The 15,628-nt window shown below is 60.0% G+C and carries 19 protein-coding genes; 9 read left to right on the top strand and 10 right to left on the bottom strand.

Features of this window, described 5'->3' with window-relative positions; genetic code table 11:
* Nucleotides 1–26: 26 nt before the first annotated feature.
* The 3 genes from NKF26_RS05240 to NKF26_RS05230 all read left to right on the top strand — a co-directional run bounded on the left by NKF26_RS05240 (nucleotide 27) and on the right by NKF26_RS05230 (nucleotide 3,200).
* Nucleotides 27–530 (top strand): cupin domain-containing protein, encoded by a 504-nt coding sequence (locus tag NKF26_RS05240; protein WP_253227180.1) that lies wholly within the window; start codon nucleotides 27–29, stop codon nucleotides 528–530.
* Nucleotides 531–630: 100 nt separating this feature from the next.
* A complete protein-coding gene (locus NKF26_RS05235; protein WP_253234061.1) occupies nucleotides 631–2,166 on the top strand; it encodes an aldehyde dehydrogenase family protein in 1,536 nt (511 codons plus the stop codon).
* Between the two features lie 536 nt (nucleotides 2,167–2,702).
* A complete protein-coding gene (locus NKF26_RS05230; protein WP_253234060.1) occupies nucleotides 2,703–3,200 on the top strand; it encodes a ferritin-like domain-containing protein in 498 nt (165 codons plus the stop codon).
* A 21-nt stretch (nucleotides 3,201–3,221) separates the two neighbouring features.
* Here the strand turns inward: NKF26_RS05230 and NKF26_RS05225 are convergent, their stop codons facing one another.
* Nucleotides 3,222–4,928: a tRNA uridine(34) 5-carboxymethylaminomethyl modification radical SAM/GNAT enzyme Elp3 gene (locus NKF26_RS05225; protein ID WP_253227177.1), complete on the bottom strand. Its 1,707-nt coding sequence runs from the start codon at nucleotides 4,926–4,928 to the stop codon at nucleotides 3,222–3,224.
* 126 nt (nucleotides 4,929–5,054) lie between these two features.
* On the opposite strand from NKF26_RS05225, the gene NKF26_RS05220 reads away from it, so the two are divergent.
* Genes NKF26_RS05220 through NKF26_RS05210 form a run of 3 tightly spaced genes read left to right on the top strand, consistent with a single transcriptional unit; the run spans nucleotide 5,055 to nucleotide 7,442 of the window.
* On the top strand, nucleotides 5,055–5,552 hold the full coding sequence (locus tag NKF26_RS05220) for a PH domain-containing protein (protein WP_253234059.1): 498 nt from the start codon (nucleotides 5,055–5,057) through the stop codon (nucleotides 5,550–5,552).
* Complete coding sequence (locus tag NKF26_RS05215; protein ID WP_253234058.1) at nucleotides 5,549–7,060, top strand: PH domain-containing protein; 1,512 nt, start codon at nucleotides 5,549–5,551, stop codon at nucleotides 7,058–7,060. Before NKF26_RS05220 ends, NKF26_RS05215 begins: the two co-directional genes overlap by 4 nt.
* 31 nt (nucleotides 7,061–7,091) lie before the next feature.
* Nucleotides 7,092–7,442 carry a hypothetical protein gene (locus tag NKF26_RS05210; RefSeq protein WP_253227174.1) on the top strand — a complete coding sequence of 117 codons (351 nt, stop codon included), beginning with the start codon at nucleotides 7,092–7,094 and terminating at the stop codon, nucleotides 7,440–7,442.
* A 105-nt stretch (nucleotides 7,443–7,547) separates the two neighbouring features.
* Here the strand turns inward: NKF26_RS05210 and NKF26_RS05205 are convergent, their stop codons facing one another.
* From NKF26_RS05205 to NKF26_RS05180, 6 genes are all read right to left on the bottom strand, one after another.
* Entirely contained in the window at nucleotides 7,548–9,662 is a 2,115-nt protein-coding gene (locus NKF26_RS05205; RefSeq protein ID WP_253234057.1) for a DHH family phosphoesterase, read from the bottom strand.
* A gap of 82 nt (nucleotides 9,663–9,744) precedes the next feature.
* Entirely contained in the window at nucleotides 9,745–9,918 is a 174-nt protein-coding gene (locus NKF26_RS05200) for a zinc-ribbon domain-containing protein (protein ID WP_253227172.1), read from the bottom strand.
* Between the two features lie 120 nt (nucleotides 9,919–10,038).
* Entirely contained in the window at nucleotides 10,039–10,287 is a 249-nt protein-coding gene (locus NKF26_RS05195; RefSeq protein WP_253227171.1) for a hypothetical protein, read from the bottom strand.
* Nucleotides 10,288–10,417: 130 nt separating this feature from the next.
* A complete protein-coding gene (locus NKF26_RS05190; protein WP_066142152.1) occupies nucleotides 10,418–10,681 on the bottom strand; it encodes a hypothetical protein in 264 nt (87 codons plus the stop codon).
* A gap of 85 nt (nucleotides 10,682–10,766) precedes the next feature.
* On the bottom strand, nucleotides 10,767–11,354 hold the full coding sequence (locus NKF26_RS05185; protein WP_253227170.1) for a thymidine kinase: 588 nt from the start codon (nucleotides 11,352–11,354) through the stop codon (nucleotides 10,767–10,769).
* A gap of 41 nt (nucleotides 11,355–11,395) precedes the next feature.
* Nucleotides 11,396–11,977, bottom strand: coding sequence for an NADPH-dependent FMN reductase (locus NKF26_RS05180; RefSeq protein WP_253227169.1), 582 nt, complete (start codon nucleotides 11,975–11,977; stop codon nucleotides 11,396–11,398).
* Between the two features lie 56 nt (nucleotides 11,978–12,033).
* Here NKF26_RS05180 and NKF26_RS05175 point away from each other — a divergent pair, with 56 nt between their 5' ends.
* Nucleotides 12,034–12,831 (top strand): hypothetical protein, encoded by a 798-nt coding sequence (locus tag NKF26_RS05175; RefSeq protein ID WP_253227168.1) that lies wholly within the window; start codon nucleotides 12,034–12,036, stop codon nucleotides 12,829–12,831.
* Here the strand turns inward: NKF26_RS05175 and NKF26_RS05170 are convergent.
* Nucleotides 12,821–13,726 (bottom strand): A/G-specific adenine glycosylase, encoded by a 906-nt coding sequence (locus tag NKF26_RS05170; protein ID WP_253227167.1) that lies wholly within the window; start codon nucleotides 13,724–13,726, stop codon nucleotides 12,821–12,823. The genes NKF26_RS05175 and NKF26_RS05170 overlap by 11 nt on opposite strands.
* 164 nt (nucleotides 13,727–13,890) lie before the next feature.
* Here NKF26_RS05170 and NKF26_RS05165 point away from each other — a divergent pair, with 164 nt between their 5' ends.
* Nucleotides 13,891–14,166, top strand: coding sequence for a hypothetical protein (locus NKF26_RS05165; protein WP_066142124.1), 276 nt, complete (start codon nucleotides 13,891–13,893; stop codon nucleotides 14,164–14,166).
* Nucleotides 14,167–14,205: 39 nt separating this feature from the next.
* On the top strand, nucleotides 14,206–14,529 hold the full coding sequence (locus tag NKF26_RS05160) for a hypothetical protein (RefSeq protein WP_253227166.1): 324 nt from the start codon (nucleotides 14,206–14,208) through the stop codon (nucleotides 14,527–14,529).
* On the opposite strand, the gene NKF26_RS05155 is transcribed toward NKF26_RS05160, so the two are convergent.
* On the bottom strand, nucleotides 14,520–14,894 hold the full coding sequence (locus tag NKF26_RS05155; protein WP_253227165.1) for a hypothetical protein: 375 nt from the start codon (nucleotides 14,892–14,894) through the stop codon (nucleotides 14,520–14,522). The genes NKF26_RS05160 and NKF26_RS05155 overlap by 10 nt on opposite strands.
* A gap of 60 nt (nucleotides 14,895–14,954) precedes the next feature.
* Complete coding sequence (locus NKF26_RS05150) at nucleotides 14,955–15,617, bottom strand: helix-turn-helix domain-containing protein (protein ID WP_253227164.1); 663 nt, start codon at nucleotides 15,615–15,617, stop codon at nucleotides 14,955–14,957.
* Nucleotides 15,618–15,628: the final 11 nt, after the last annotated feature.

Raw genomic sequence — 15,628 nt, 5'->3', positions numbered from 1 at the left:
TATCAATCGTTTGTGATTAGTCGAGCATGACCGACGGGCGACCCCAAATCGTCAACGAATCCGCCCTCGACTGGGACGAGCAATCACACGGCACCGACTTTCAGATCCGCCGCAAGCAACTCGGTGGTGCGGCAGGCGGCCAGCGGTTGGGCTGTAGTCTGTACGAACTCCCGCCGGGGAAGAAATCGTGGCCGTACCACTATCACACCGGAAACGAAGAGGCGGTTTTCGTCCTCGACGGCGAGGGAACGCTCCGAATCGAGGACGACGAACGGAGTCTCGAAGCGGGCGATTACGTCGCGTTCCCAGTCGGGGAGGAGTACGCCCGCCGCGTCATCAACGACTCCGAGGGGACGCTTCGCTACCTCTGTTTTTCGACCATGCGCGAACCCGACGTTTCGGTGTATCCCGATTCGGGGAAGATGGGTATATTCGCCGGGACCGCACCCGGAAAACACGAGGGGAGAACGTTGAGCGGCTACTTCCCGCTCGACGGAGAAGTGGACTACTGGCGTGGAGAGGACGAATAGCGGCTTGGATTTCTCTCGTGTTCCCCTGAACCGCCCGTCGGTGTGCTCTCCAAGTAAGAGTCTTTTTTAAGGTGCCGCGTCAAATTTTACCGAGTACAACATGAGTCAACAAGCCAGCGAGCAGGTTTACAGTCACTACATCGACGGTGAGTGGCGCGACGGGGCGGGCGACGAAACGTTCGAGAGCGTCAACCCGGCGACGAAGGAATCGCTCGGCGAGTTCCACCGCGGAACACCCGAGGACATCGAAACCGCCCTCGACGCCGCGGAGGAAGCGAAGGACGAGTGGCGCGAGCTTTCGTACATCAACCGCGCGGAGTACCTGTGGGACATCTACCACGAGCTCCGAGAGCGAACCGACGAACTCGGCGAAGTCATCACGAAGGAATGTGGGAAAGAGATCTCGGAAGGGAAAGCCGACGTTGTCGAGGCCGCGCACATGGTCGAGTGGGCCGCAGGCAACGCTCGACACCCGCACGGTGACCTCGTCCCGAGCGAGATTCCGAGCAAGGACGCCTACATGCGCCGCAAGCCGCGGGGCATCATCGGCTGCATCTCCCCGTGGAACTTCCCGGTCGCCATCCCGTTCTGGCACATGGCCATCGCGCTGGTCGAGGGGAACACGGTCGTCTGGAAGCCAGCCGAGCAAACGCCGTGGTGCGGTCAGATCATCGCCGAGATGTTCGAGGACGCCGGCATCCCGGACGGCGTGTTCAACATGGTCCAAGGCTTCGGTGACGCCGGAAACGCCATCGTCGAGGACGAGCGCGTCGACACCGTCCTGTTCACCGGTTCATCCGAAGTCGGTCACAAGATCGCGGGCAAGGTCGGCGGCGAACCCGGCAAACTCGCGGCCTGTGAGATGGGTGGCAAGAACGGCATCGTCGTCACGGAGGAAGCGGACCTCGACGTCGCTGTTCACAGCGCCATCATGTCCTCGTTCAAGACGACGGGCCAGCGCTGTGTCTCCAGCGAGCGCCTCATCGTCCACGAGGACGTGTACGACGAGTTCAAGGAGCGCTACGTCGAAACCGCGAAGGAAGTCTCCGTCGGCGACCCGCTCGACGAGAACACCTTCATGGGGCCGATGGTCAACGAGGAACAGGTCGAGAAGTTCGGCAAGTACAACCAACTCGCCAAGGACGAGGGTGCCGAGGTTCTCGTCGACCGCGAGGAACTCGACGACGAGGAGATTCCGGACGGCTTCGAGGACGGCTACTGGGTCGGTCCGTTTGTCTACGAAGTCGATTACAGCCCCGACCTGCGCTGTATCCACGAGGAGGTCTTCGGTCCCCACGTCGCTCTGATGAGCTATTCGGGTGACATCGAAGAGGCAGTCGAAATCCACAACGACACGCCCTACGGATTGGCCGGCGCAATCATCAGCGAGGACTACCGTCAAGTCAACTACTTCCGCGACAACGCGGAAATCGGCCTCGCCTACGGTAACCTTCCGTGCATCGGCGCGGAGGTCCAACTCCCGTTCGGCGGCGTGAAGAAGTCCGGCAACGGCTACCCGAGCGCCCGTGAATCCATCGAAGCCGTCACCGAACGCACGGCGTGGACCCTCAACAACTCGAAGGACATCGAGATGGCACAGGGTCTCTCGGCGGATATCAAGACCGAGGACGAATAATTGACCGGGAGGAGTCGAACGGAGTGAGACGACTCCCCGCAATTTTCGTTCTCGCTGAAGACGAATAGACGGACTGCTCCGTTTTTTATTTTTATCGTGGTAAACGTCGGAAAGTACGGCAGACGAAAGTATTGACCGATCCGCGTACTGAACCTTCTCGATTCGTCGATAAGACAGTATCTCAGTTATAGTGGCAGTACAGCTGAAATAATGGTTCCGCGTAGAAGACGACGTTTCGATTTAGGTTTGCAAAGGGTGGAGACGACGGAGAGACGAGACGGATGGTGGGGTGGTGGCTTCCGGAAGCCGATGTGGGTCCGACCAGTTCCCACGCGACGAAGCGCACAGTCCCAGTTGAGTTGCCAACATACGACGAGAAAAGCGTCGCATACCGGCATATGTCCATTTTCGTTTCTCCGTCTTAAATCTGTGCAACTTGGCTCGCAATGGGAACGGTTCGCGGAGTCGTCGGTAACTCGCCGCGGGCACGGCAAAGCTTAGGGCCGTTGTTGTAGTCGTACCAATGTCGACTTACCATGACCGGAGATTCACTCGACGACCTCTTTTACGAGGGGCTGAAGGAGATGTACTACGTCGAAAACGAACTGTTCGACGCGCTGGACGAACTGGCGACAGAGGTCAACGATGGCGAACTTCAAAACGCGTTCGAGGAGCATCGGGGCGAAACGAAACGACACGTCGAGCGACTCCAAAACGTGTTCGACCACATCGGCGAACCGGCCAAGAGAAAGCAACTCCGTGCACTCGACGCCCTCATGGAGGACCACGAGGAGTTCGTCGACGGGAATCCGGATCAGGAACTCCGGAACCTGTTCGACAAGGGAATCGCTGAAAAGCTCGAGCACCTCGAAATCGCGACGTACGGCAACCTGATGTTCATGGCCGACACGCTGGGGCACGACGAAGCCGCCGACCTCCTCGAGAAAAATCTCCGTGAAGAACGAGACATGCTGGACGAGTTGAAAACCATCGGCGAGCAGTACGACGTCCAATCCGTGCCGATGCAGGACTGAGCGTGTTCCTTTTTTAGCCGATCAAATCTGCTTGCTCACGTACGGCCCGTCCTGATGATAGCCGAGTTTATTACGGTAGTACTCGCGTGCGCCGATTCCGGAGATGACGCTGACCTTGTCGTAGCCCGCGTCGGCGGCGAGTTCCTCGGCCTTGGCGATGAGTTTTCGTCCGTAACCACGGTGCTGGTGCTGGGTGGCCTCGCTCGCCGCACCCACGGTCACTTCGCTGCCGTAGACGTGGAGTTCGCGGACAAGCGCGGCGTTGTCGAGTTCGCGCCGCACGGGGTCGCCGGGGAAGCGAAGTCGGCAGAAGCCCAGCAGGAGGTCCTTTTCAAAGTCGCCGGATGCAATCCGGCTATCAGCCGAGCGCCGCTCGGCGAAGTCCTCGAAGCTGATGAAGTGCTCCGTGCCGCCTGCCGCCTCGTAGGTCATGACGTCGAGTTCGACGTTCTCGGGTTCCTCGTCGTTCATGCCGACCTCGCGGCAGCGGATGCAATCGCAGGTCCACCCGTGTTCTTCCATCCGCTGGCGTGCGAGTTGACGGAGGTTGGACTTCCACACGCCGCCGTCGATGAAGTCCGCCGGAATGTCGCGCTGGACGCGCTGGAGGCGGACGTACTTGGGAATCATCGACTTGATTTCGGCGACGAGTTCGGCCGCCTCCTCGTTGCGGAGCGGTTCGAACTCGCCCTTGTACCACCAGTCGTAGGTCGCGGTGCCGCGGACGACCAGCGTCGGATAGATCTTGAGGTAGTCCGGCTTCCACTTCTCGTCCTCGAAGATTCGGCGGAAGTCCTCCACGCACATCCGCTTGGACATGCCGGGTTGGCCGGGCATCATGTGGAATCCGACCTTGAACGCCGAATCGCGGAGGCGCTGGTTGGCCTCGATGGACGCCTGTGCGCCGTGCCCACGGTGCATCTCGCGGTTGATACGCTCGAAGGTGGTCTGGACGCCGACCTCGACTTTCGTGCCACCCAAATCGAGCATCCGGTTTATCTGCTCGGGGTCACACCAGTCCGGCTTCGTCTCGAACGTCGTCCCGATGTTGCGGATGTCACCCGTCTCGTTCTCCGCGATGACGTCCTCCAGATAGCGGAAGTCGTGCTCCTCGGGGCTCTGAGCGAAGCTCTCACCCTCCGCCGGTTCGGGTTCCTTGTTCACGTCGTAGTCGTTCATCGCCTCCAGCGCGCGCTTGACGAACCATTCCTGATAGTCGTGGCTCCGAGCGGTCATCGTCCCGCCCATCAGGATGAGTTCGACCTTATCGACGGGGTGACCGATCTGTCGCAGTTGTTCCAAGCGGAGCGTGACCTGCCCGTACGGATCGTAGTCGTTCTGCACGCCGCGGGCCGCCGCGGGTTCGTGACCGGTGTAGCTCTGGGATGAGGAGAACTCGGAGGACGGGCCGCCCGGGCAGTAGAGACATTTGCCGTGCGGGCACTGCTCCGGGCTGGTCATGATTGCGATGGGCGAGACGCCCGACGCGGTGCGGACCGGTTTGCGCCGAAGCACGGCTTCCAGTTCCTCGCGGCGCTCGTCCGGCGCGTGGTCGAGAATCTCGGAGTTCTTCGGCACTTTCGGCGCGGAGAACTCCGAACAGGCGTTGAGCTTGGCGCTCTCTACGTCGTCGCGCTCGACCTCGCCCGCGAGGATGCGGTCGATCAGTTCCTCGCAAACCTGCTCGAACGCCTCCGTCTCCGTGGCGTCCGGCGTCTCGGTACTCATTACGTGATATTTGGTTGGTTCGGGCGGATAAGCGTGTCGTCTACGGATACGGGTTCGGAGGTGGCGTATCGAAATCGATGATGGTCATTTTAAATTCGAAGACAGTATAATCCATTGATATAACGGATGGAATCGTTACAAAAGAAAGTCCGCTACGTTTGGTTCACGAAAACGGTTGGAGCGGGATTGATCGGTGGAATCATCGCCGGGATAATCGCCTTACATTCCACCATCGTTCCAGTCTGGAGTCCGATACCAATCGTTCTCTGTATGCTCGTGGTCGCCCTCCTCGTACCGCCAATTCGATACAGAGCGTGGCGCTTTGCCGTAGACGAAGACGGAGTGACGATCAAACACGGAGTGGTGCGTCGACGGGAGACCTACGTTCCGATAGACCGCATTCAACACATCGACATCAACCGTGGTGTTCTCGAACAAGCCGTTGGGTTAGCGAGCATCATGATTCACACGGCCGGGTCGCGCCGTTCGAATCTACTGCTCCCGGGGCTTCGACCGCAACGCGCCAACGAACTCCGCAGTCGAATCCTGAGCCTCCGCGAGGAAAATCGCTCGGACGAATCGCTCTCCGAGGCGAGCGACGTCATCCGAGGTGACACTGTGTGAGATTACACCCGTACAGTGTCCTCCGAGGAACGATAGACCGACTAAAAATCCATCCCCTGATTTTCGCCGTCGGTTTCGGACTGTATAATTACAAAGACACACCGCTCACCTATATCGTCGGGTTCGCCCTGTGCTACGTCCTGATTTACGTCGTGCGTGAAGGAATACGATGGTATTTCGTCTCCTATCGTTTGGAGGACACCGCAGTAGAGACGGAATCCGGTATCTTCGACAGACAACATCGCGTGATTCCGTACGACCGAATCCAGGAATCGAGCGTCGTTCAGAACGGATTGGATTCGTTCCTCGGAATCGCGAACGTCTCGTGTGAAACGGCGGGGAGCAGTAAAGAAAGCGAACTGGAGTTGCGCTACGTCGGTATCGAAGAGGCTGAACGAATTCAAGACCGTCTGAGGAACGGAAGTACGGTCTCGACGGAGGACGAAAAGGAGAAACTCTATCGACTTCGTTCGGGAATGCTGTTCGCTCGAAGCGTCCTGTCATCGCATCCGAAACACCTCTTCCTCTCGATTTCGGTCGCGATGTCTATCATCTTCAGTCCGGCGTGGCTATCGGATTTCCTCACCCCGACGTTACCCGCGTCGCTGGTCAACGGACACTTCACCGTCGAGAAATTCCTCGTCGTCGGTGGGGCAACGGTCGTCGGCGCGTGGGTAGTGGGAGTGATACAGTCCGTGCTCGAATTCCACGACACGTCCGTCGAGTTTCGGGACAGGGAAATCCATCAGTCCGGCGGACTCGTCTGGCACTATTCGAACGACATTCCGCTGGATAACATGCAACTGTTGCGAATCTCCACGAACCCCCTACAGAACGCCTTCGGATTCGCACGGTTGACCGTCGAATCCGCGGGTGCGGCCGATTTCGACATCTGGCCCGCTCGGACACCGGTCATCCCGCTGGGGAATCGGTCGGAAGTCGAGGAGGTTGCGAGGACGATTCCCGACCACGACGACCCGGAGTTCGAGCGCCCACCGAAGCGTATGCGACGCCGCCTGGCGACTCGGTATCTCATCGCCCTCGTACTGCTCTCTTTCCTCCTCTACGCCGCACAGTTCGTGTGGAGCGGGTCCACCGTCCCGTGGCTACTTCCCCTCGTCGGCGTACCGTTTGCACTCGTCGCTGCACACGTCCAGTGGCGATATCGCGGCGTCGCCATCGACGACGACTATCTCGCGGTCCGAAACGGAATCTTGGTTCACAGCGAGTTCATCGTTCCGCTCGCGAACGTTCAATCCGTTTCGAAGTCACAGTCGATTTTGCAGCGACGGTTCGACCTCGCGACGCTATCCATCGAGACTGCGGCATCGCTACTGTCCGCCGGAACCCGTGCTACGGACTTCGATACGGAGACGGTCGAGATGATATACGAGACGGTACAGGACAGTTCCGGGGAAGTTGCTCCTCGGACGGAAACACGACGAGTAGGAACCCAAACAGGGAAATCGATAGACTGCGGTTCCGAAGGAGAACGGTCCAATCAGTAGCTATTTGTGACAAACGAGGGAGAGTTGAAGCATGGTTGAAGAGAACGAGTCCAGTATGCAGAACCTGAGTCGGCTGACAACTCTCGGTCTCCTGATGGGTATGGTCATACTCGCCATCTATTCTGCCGTCTCGGGCAGGGACGTATCCACAACGCTCGCGTATTTCCTCATGGCCGCAGTAATCGTCTATGGCGCACACCAGGTGCTCGATGATCAGTCGGTTCCTGCAGTCGCCTCCGCGCTGGCTCTCTGGGTCGGTGGGGTTTACGGAATCCTCCTAACCTATCGTGGTATTGACATCGGTGACAATTACGTGGTCCTCGGGTTGCTGGCAGTCGGCGTGATACTCACCTACCGGGACAATAATCCGCTTACAAAGTGAGGGACTACCCGCTCATCCGGACGCTCGTTCTCACCGAAATCCAACGTATCGCCGGAAAAATCGTTCAAAGAGAAGAAAACCGAGAAGTTCCGATCAGCGTCGCGTTCAGTTCAGCTTCGCGCTGACGGCTTCGATGACGGCGTCGAGCGCTTCGTCGCGCTCGCCGCGGAGGAATTCGAACTTGCCGTCGCGCGTGCCGACGGGGACGATTCCGGCTTCCGGTGCGCGGTCCTCGACGTCCTCGGCGATGTCGCGGACGTTGATTTCCCCGTCGCTTCGGATGTGAACCTCGTCGTCGGCGAGACCGAGGGTGACGTTCTGGTCACCGGGTTGTCCCGTCATGTCGCGGCGGTGGAGCGCGTCGAGGAGCACGGCCGTCGATGGGAAGTCGAAGCGGTGGGTGTACGCCTCGGTGTCGAGGACAGTGAAGGTGACGCCGTTCGCGCCGCGAACCGTGAGGTTCGGCTCGGCGGTGTCGAGTTCGTTTTCGAGCTTCGTGCAGAACTGCTCGCTGACGTGCTCGGCGAGGTCGCGCTTCGCGTGCTCGAACAGCAGGTCGGTGATGAGTTCGCGCTTGTCCTCGTAGGACTGGTAGTAGGCTTCCAGCGCGACTGCCTCGCGCAGGGCCGTAACGTGGTCTTCGTCGTAGCCCGCATCCGTCGCGAGGTCGGTGTATTCGGACGGGGTGTCCTCCCAGTAGCTGACTGCGGGGAGGTGGGAAACGTCGTCGCGCACCTCGTCGTTGACGTGGGCCGCGACGTTCGCACCGAGGACACCCGCGGTCACGTCGTCGCCCGAGTCGCCGAGGAACGGGTTGACGACGACGTCGGCGGTTTGGGCGACTTCGTCGTCCGGGTAGTGCGTGTCGATGACGACGTGGGGCGCACCGTAGATGTCGAGGAGCGAGAGTCCGTCGCTCGATTCGACGGTGCTTCCGGCATCGATGAGGACGAAGAGGGGCAGTTTCTCGTCGTGGCGCTCGCGGTTGTCGAGCATCATGGTCGCGTCCTTCGTCGCGTCCTGCATGTCGTAGAAACCGTCTTCGAGCGGTCGGCGGTCGAAGTAGTGATACTGGGCGTCACTTCGTGCGTGTTCGTCGCGCACGAGCGGGAGGACGGCACGTTCGATGGCCGCTCCGGCCACGTAGCCCTCCGCGCTCGCGTTGTGTCGGACGATAACGGGGCGGGATTCGATGACCGCGCGGCGGATTGCACCGGCGGCGTCACGGACGTCCCCGTGAATGGCTTCGACGGCAGAGTCGTCGGCGAGCGGTTCGACGTCTTCGGGACGGGCCTCGTCTTCGAGCGCCTGTGCCAGTCGGTCCTCGACGGTCGCCTCCTCCTCTTCGGTGAGGGCTTCGAGGTGCTCGGTCTCGACTTGGAGTTCGTTGTTACGGAGTTCGACCTCGCCGACCAATCGGGCGATGTCGCCGGTATCGACTTCGGGGTAGGCACGAACGCCTGCCTCCTTGAACGCGGCGCAGTCCACGACCGCGGTTTCGTCACGGAGTTCGAACACCGTCGGGCCGCTCGTCTGGCTCGCGCTCACGATTTCGCCCTCGATTCGAACGCTGTCGCCGACTCGGTCGCCCAGCGTTTCGATCTGGACGCGTTCAGGCTGTTCCGTTTGGGAGGAGACGGTAGCGCCTCCGACCGCGTTCCCGGAACCGTCGGTCGTCGCCGGCTGTTCCGATTCGGATGCGGATTCGTGTTCGGACGTGGCTTCGTGTTCGGACGCGGCTTCGTGTTCGGACGCGGCTTCGTGTTCGGACGCGGCTTCGTGTTCGGACGCGGATTCGGAATTCGATTCCGATTCGTCCGACGTGGTTTCGTCGTTCGATTCACTGGGGAGGTGCACGTCGGTACCGTCCTGAATCAGCTTGCCGCGGAACTCGCGTTCCGATTGACGAATCGACGAGCTGAGGTCGACGTTGCCGTTGTCGCGCACACCGATGACCTCGACGAAGACCGTGTCGCCTTGGTCCCAGTCGAGGCTTTCGAGCCGCTGGTCCAACTCGCTCTTGTGAAGCAGGCCAGTGACGCGGTCACCGATGTCGATGAAGACGCCGAAGTCGGCGAAACCGTCGACGGTACCTTTGTAAAATCGTCCAGTAACGAGCTGCTCCGGGCTGTTTCCGTTGAATTCAAAGAGAACGTCCTGCTCGTGGCTCGAACAAATCGGGCCGTCAGCAGGCGTCCCGCAAATGACGCAGTTACCCATTTATACTGGCAAAGAATAGTCCAGGCCTAAAACGATTGTCGAATTCCCGGCGCGGTTCTGAGCCGACCACGCGAACGCCAACTCAGTAATAGTAGAACGAAAAATCGTCGCCACAGGATTGGCATCGGACGAGCGTCCCCTTCAACTGGTCGTCGGATTCCGCTCGACCCTGTCCGTCGGGTGCGATATCGACAGTCGATGCGGACCCACAGTGGGGACACCCGATGTTCATACTGCTCGTAACTGACTGAGACATACGCTTCCTTTCAGCGGTCGAGCCCATAGTTATACCCTCGTTAACGAAATCGGCACGAGGAGCGAAACCACGAAACGGTCGGATTATAGACTCGTTACATTCACGCGCGATACGTTCAATTCACGCTCGATACCGGTGACCGAAGACGAGTGCGACGACGTTCAACACAAGCAACAGGACGAACGTCTGCTGTTGTCCAGCGGTATCGAGACCGCTGATGAACAGCGGAATGTAGAGAAACGGGAGTACGACTGCTCCCCAAAAACCGATAAACCGAAGCGAGGTGACGACGGAATACGGGAACGATGAACGTCGCTCGCCGTCGTCCGATGAGTCACCCAGTTCGTCCGGGGCGATGATGGTTGACATGGTCTCCGAACAATGGTACACCATGACACGATATTATTATTGATTCCTTAACGGATCGGGGAGGAAAAACAGGGCGAAACGGACAGTCGGATGGGATAGAATGGAGATTGGAAGGGTCCCCGTTCGGTCGCTACTCGAAGACGGGACTGTCGTCTTCGAGCGTTTCGATGTCGTCGACGATCTTCTTCGCGACGTCTGGGAACAGCGCGACTTGTACTTCGTTGCCGTCCTCGTCCTCGAACACGAGTTTGACGCGTTTGTCCCCGAACGCACGCGCTTCGGCGGATTCCACGTTGAACAGCTTCGCCGACGCCGTTTTGTTCGCGGGTCCGACGTTCTTCAAGGAGCCGTCTTTCAGTTCGACCATGAAATCGTCCAGCCGTAGGTTGAGCATACCCTCGATACGCACTCACACCTTTAGTTACCACGGAACGACGTGCGCCGGTTCGATCGTCGCCATCGTCGCCGTCACGACTCCGCTACTCGCGCCGTAGGATGTGGCAGTTTCGACACCGGGCTTCGTAGGACTCCTGTGCCCCCACCAAAATCGTGGGATCATCCACGTGTGCGGGTTCGCCGTCGATGAGCCGCTGGTTTCGCGTCGCGGGTTCGCCACACTGCGCACAGATGGCTTGGAGCTTTTCGACGTACTCGGACACGGAGATAAGTTGCGGGACCGGATCGAACGGCTCGCCACGGAAGGTCTGGTCGGTACCGCTGATGATGACGCGTCGTCCGTCATCCGCGAGGAATTCACACACGTCGACGAGTTCCGCGGAGAAGAAGTTCGCCTCGTCGATGGCGACGACTTTCTCGCCGTTCAATCCCCTCGGGATTTCCCACACGCCGTCGTCGTCCGGTTCCACGACGGTCGCTTCCCACGAACTGCCGTCGTGGGAGCCGACCGTGTCCTCGCCGTAACGGTCGTCCAGTGCGGGTTTGAACACCGCGACTCCCTGCCCCGCGATTTCCGCGCGGCGAAGCCGTCGGAGCAGTTCCTCGGTCTTCCCGGAGAACATACAACCGGTGATGACCTCGATCCACCCGCTGTTCGTGATTTTGTGCATATCCGTGTGACGCTCAATCCGACGGCAAAAGAGTTGCTCATTCAATCGGCCGCGCCGATATTTTCCCCGCTCTCGAAACTCGGCGGGCAGGGCTCGATGTGCGAGTAGCGGACTATCTGCCGTCCGAGCGTGACGACGCGATTTTCCAACTCCTCGTCGGTGAACGCGCCGTCCATCACCGCGCTGTGCGAGCGGGGAATCGCCACCTCGTACGGGAGCACCCACGCATCGAGCGCGCGACAGACGGACCGGAGGTGGTCCATCGCGGTGACCGGAAACCGACCACCCGCCACGGCGAGCAGGCCGACGGTCTTCCCCTCGAACTCGTCGAACCCGCAGTAGTCGAGCGCCGCCTTCAGCGGCGAGGAGTACGACCCATGATAGACGGGTGTGCCCAGGACGACCGCGTCCGCCGCGCGCACGCGACGTTTTAGTTCGGGGACATCACCCGCTTCCCGCTCACCGGGGTCGAACTGCGGCAGGTCGAATTCGCGGAGGTCGAGGAGTTCGCCGGTTCCACCCGCCCGTTCCACGCCGACGAGGACGTGTTCGAGCGCGAGTCGTGTGGTACTTTCCTCCCCGAGACTGCCACAGATCGCCACGACGTGCGGTTGATTGGTCATACCATAGCATGGGTGCGGAACGCGAATATAGCTACGCGACAGATAACGGACAGTAAATGGAGTCCCCCGATTTCGACGCGTTCCCGATCACGCACGAATTGCTCGTGAAGTCCGCAGGCTATCACGAGGCGACCGCTACGATTTTGTCACTCGTACTTCGTCGCGCATCCACGGGATACGTCCGAATCGAGCACGATCAGTTGGAAGCGACGTTCGAAGATACCCCGCGCTGTCGAGAGACGTGGGAGGCGGTTCGCGATTCGCTTTCGTGGACGGAGGATGCCCAAGGAGGTGCGTGGTATCGCGGCGATCTTCCTGAAACTGCGGGCGAGTTCGAGCGGCTTTGGTCGCTTTCCGATGGTCTGTGTGGTGTCCACTTCGTCCACGAAGTCGCGCTCTACGACGAAGACGGGTGGTTGTTCTACGCCGTCCCACATCACACCTACTGCTGGCTTCGTGACTCGAAGGGAATCTTCATCAGCGACGTTGACGACGCGTTAGCGAGTCAACGAGCATGCGTTCTGCCCGCGGAAACGACTGTAGAGTGGACACGAGATGGCCGGAACTACTCAATCATGGGGACGTCGCTCTGTGTCGAAAACGGACGTCTTGGAACCAGCAACTGTTACGGATTGGCGAATCTCGAAACCGTGAAGGCGAACGAGAGAGCACGGACCCTCTCACTTGCGTGGCATCCCGACCCGATACCGGGTCTCGTCGGACGGGCGTTGATGGGCGCGATGTCGCTGGTGTACAATCCGTCTGAACGGTTGCAGTTCGAGGACGAAGGGAATTTTCGGAAGGTGGAGTCGGTTCTCCGAGAAATCATCGACAAGCGCGAGGCTACTGCCTGAGTCGTGCGACCCACTCCTCGCGCTCCTCCAACTCCACCAACCCATCTCCTTCCAGATCCGAACACAATTCTCGAAGCCACTCCTCGCCGTACTGCCCGCCGTAGTCGATTCGCACCCGCGGACCGAGTTTCGAGAGCGGGAGTTCGTCGTACTCCTTCAACAGCGAGACCACTCTCCCGCGCATCTGCCGACGGCTTCCCTCGAACTTGGGTTGGGTGGGCACGTCGGGGGCGGTGAAGTCGCCCGTCTCGTAGGCGTGACACCACTCGCGCCACGGGCACCCGGCGGTATCGCAGGAGGGCGTCTTCTCGCAGGCCACGCCGCCGAGTTCCATGATGGCGTTGTTCCAAACGCGGGACTCCCCGTCGGGCATGACGTCGCTCGCGACCTCCTCGAAAACCGAATCGTCGTCCGGCACGTCGAACGCCCGGTACAGCACGCGCTTGACGTTGGTATCGACCACCGCGTTGCCGTTGTTAAACGCGAACGAGGCGACGGCGTTGGCGGTGTACGGCCCGACGCCCTGCAAGTTCTGGAGTTCGTCCGGCGTCTCGGGGAACGTGCCGTCGTACTCATCGATGACTTGGTTCGCGGCCTCGTGGAGGTACTTCGCGCGGTTGTTGTAGCCCAGACTGTGTGAGGACCAGAAGCCGACCACGTCCGAGCGGTCGGCCGCCGCGAGGTCCTCCGGGGTCGGCCAGCGGTCGAGAAACGCCTCCCACGCCGTCACGACGCGGCCGAGTTGCGTCTGCTGGCTCATCACCTCGGAGACGAGGATGGCGTATGGGTCGTCGGTTTCGCGCCACGGAAACGACCGATGGTCGTCCTCGTACCACGAAACGAGGGCGTCGCGTACCGCGTCTCTGTCGGGAATCGACGGCGCCGTTTCGGTCATCAGTGGCGTTTTGGACGGCGACGGTTTACGGATAGCGGTTTTCGAGAGGGAACACCGAAACGTGTGAGCGCTTTTCGGCTGTCACGGCCCGTTCCACGACACCGGGTACCAAACGGCCGAGTTAATCTGAAGGCTTATTGCACGTTCGTCTTAATCTTCGCTGGATGCACGTACGTCCCTCCACACTTTTCCTCATCGGCGTCGGCATCATCGTCGCGCCAGCGGCACCACTCGTGTTCGCCCGCAGTCCGTCCGTGTGGATCGCCGTCGGGTGTACGTTCATGCTCGCAGGTGCCGGCATGTCGCTTCAAGAACACCGAGGACAGCGCTCCGCACGCGAATCGAGTCCACAGTCCTATCACTACATCGTCTGTGGGAACTGTAGCGCTCGCAACTTCGCAAGCCGGGACGAGTGTCGGTGCTGTGACGAACCGTTCTAGAGCGAAAGCCGTATCCCGCTACCGCACAACCACCCGGCAATGAGTCTAGACGACCTGAACGACGACGTTCGAGCCACCTACTCGTCACTCGACGAGGACTTTTCCGTCTCTCTCGACCGTGAAACGCGCAACGAACTCGCCATGCTCGGCACCGCGTTCGACACCGACGATTCCGCGGAGATCATCCGACGTGCCGTTCACCGACTGTTTCAGACGACGGTCGAATCCGGAACGCTCGACTTCCATCTCCGAAGCACGTACGACGTGACCTACGACGAGTATCTCTCGGGCATGACGTTCGAAGAAATGACCGGTGCAAATCAGCTTCCCCAACGCGACGACGAGCGCCGCTATCAGTTCTGAGCGGTATTGGCGACCGAAAGCCGTATCGTCTCGTCTTCTCGATCCCACTGAATCAACCCGGAATCGTCGAGTTCGGGCAGATGTGCGTGGTTGAGAATCATCGTTGCCCGGCGGCGGTTGGTTTCGGCACCTGTCGCCGCGAGATAATCGGCCATCTCGGTGACGGGTACCTCCCTGTCGAGGCCGTACAGATACGCGAGTACTTCCCGTCGTGACTCGGCCGCCAGTGTCTCATGTAACTCCGTCGGCAAACGGAGAAGGACGCCCAATCCGAACATCCCGACAGCGTCGCCGAACGTCGTGGTCGGGTTGCATGGGGGTGCTGTGGTCCCGCTCGATTGTCGGTCGTCTCGCATTTCGGCCATCGTATTCTCGAAAAACGGAGTAGTAAGGATAGCAATGGTGCCTGTTATTACAGCCCACTTTTACGTAGGCCCAGTGTCCCGCCCGTTCGCCTCCAGGAGCACCGCTTCGAGGACGCTTCCGGTCCCGCGTCGGACGCGTTCGGATACCGACTGCTGGGTGACGCCGAGTTCGTCCGCGAGTTCGCCGAGCGTCACGCCGCGCGGAACGTCGAAGTAGTCCCGTTCGAGTGCCAGCATCAGCGTCTCGCGTTGTTCGGGTGTCAACCCGAACTCCTCCCGCTCCTCGGCGAGGTCCGTCACAACGCGATCCAATGTGTAGCCGATGTTCCGGACTTCACAGTAGTCGTGGAACGCCGAAAGTGCACCGTGATCGTGAAACCTGAGTCGAAATCGCCAGACACGATCGCCAGTCGCTTCGAGGATGGTCGCACCGACTTCCGCGATACCGTATATGAAACTCTCGACTTCCTCGCTCCACTCGACACGATAGAGAACACGCCCTTCGATCCTGTCGAGCGCGATGAGGCTCTGCACGTTCGGATTGCTCCGCACGTCGTTCTCGAACGTCTCGAAGTCCGACCCGATGGCCCAGAAAAACGGGAGTACCTGCCGTGAGGAAGGGACGACCCGCTCCAGTTCGATATGAACGTCGGCATCTGTAAGGAGGGCAGTGCCGAGAACGAACTCTTCTCCGGATATCGACAAATCAGCCGTGACGCTCATACTAGAGGAAC

This window comes from Haladaptatus sp. AB618 (assembly GCF_024136965.1).
GTDB lineage: Archaea > Halobacteriota > Halobacteria > Halobacteriales > Haladaptataceae > Haladaptatus.
Note: the sequence above shows the minus strand (reverse complement) of the source record. Positions and strands in the feature narration are given on the sequence as shown.

Excerpts from the sequence above, each read along its gene's own strand:
- NKF26_RS05225 (WP_253227177.1), bottom strand. The coding sequence starts at position 4,928 with ATGAGTACCGAGACGCCGGACGCCACGGAGACGGAGGCGTTCGAGCAG.
- NKF26_RS05155 (WP_253227165.1), bottom strand. The coding sequence starts at position 14,894 with ATGGCCGAAATGCGAGACGACCGACAATCGAGCGGGACCACAGCACCC.
- NKF26_RS05230 (WP_253234060.1), top strand. The coding sequence starts at position 2,703 with ATGACCGGAGATTCACTCGACGACCTCTTTTACGAGGGGCTGAAGGAG.
- NKF26_RS05175 (WP_253227168.1), top strand. The coding sequence starts at position 12,034 with ATGGAGTCCCCCGATTTCGACGCGTTCCCGATCACGCACGAATTGCTC.
- NKF26_RS05205 (WP_253234057.1), bottom strand. The coding sequence starts at position 9,662 with ATGGGTAACTGCGTCATTTGCGGGACGCCTGCTGACGGCCCGATTTGT.
- NKF26_RS05190 (WP_066142152.1), bottom strand. The coding sequence starts at position 10,681 with ATGCTCAACCTACGGCTGGACGATTTCATGGTCGAACTGAAAGACGGC.
- NKF26_RS05170 (WP_253227167.1), bottom strand. The coding sequence starts at position 13,726 with ATGACCGAAACGGCGCCGTCGATTCCCGACAGAGACGCGGTACGCGAC.
- NKF26_RS05210 (WP_253227174.1), top strand. The coding sequence starts at position 7,092 with ATGGTTGAAGAGAACGAGTCCAGTATGCAGAACCTGAGTCGGCTGACA.
- NKF26_RS05185 (WP_253227170.1), bottom strand. The coding sequence starts at position 11,354 with ATGCACAAAATCACGAACAGCGGGTGGATCGAGGTCATCACCGGTTGT.
- NKF26_RS05160 (WP_253227166.1), top strand. The coding sequence starts at position 14,206 with ATGAGTCTAGACGACCTGAACGACGACGTTCGAGCCACCTACTCGTCA.
- NKF26_RS05195 (WP_253227171.1), bottom strand. The coding sequence starts at position 10,287 with ATGTCAACCATCATCGCCCCGGACGAACTGGGTGACTCATCGGACGAC.
- NKF26_RS05150 (WP_253227164.1), bottom strand. The coding sequence starts at position 15,617 with ATGAGCGTCACGGCTGATTTGTCGATATCCGGAGAAGAGTTCGTTCTC.
- NKF26_RS05165 (WP_066142124.1), top strand. The coding sequence starts at position 13,891 with ATGCACGTACGTCCCTCCACACTTTTCCTCATCGGCGTCGGCATCATC.
- NKF26_RS05200 (WP_253227172.1), bottom strand. The coding sequence starts at position 9,918 with ATGTCTCAGTCAGTTACGAGCAGTATGAACATCGGGTGTCCCCACTGT.
- NKF26_RS05240 (WP_253227180.1), top strand. The coding sequence starts at position 27 with ATGACCGACGGGCGACCCCAAATCGTCAACGAATCCGCCCTCGACTGG.
- NKF26_RS05220 (WP_253234059.1), top strand. The coding sequence starts at position 5,055 with ATGGAATCGTTACAAAAGAAAGTCCGCTACGTTTGGTTCACGAAAACG.
- NKF26_RS05235 (WP_253234061.1), top strand. The coding sequence starts at position 631 with ATGAGTCAACAAGCCAGCGAGCAGGTTTACAGTCACTACATCGACGGT.
- NKF26_RS05180 (WP_253227169.1), bottom strand. The coding sequence starts at position 11,977 with ATGACCAATCAACCGCACGTCGTGGCGATCTGTGGCAGTCTCGGGGAG.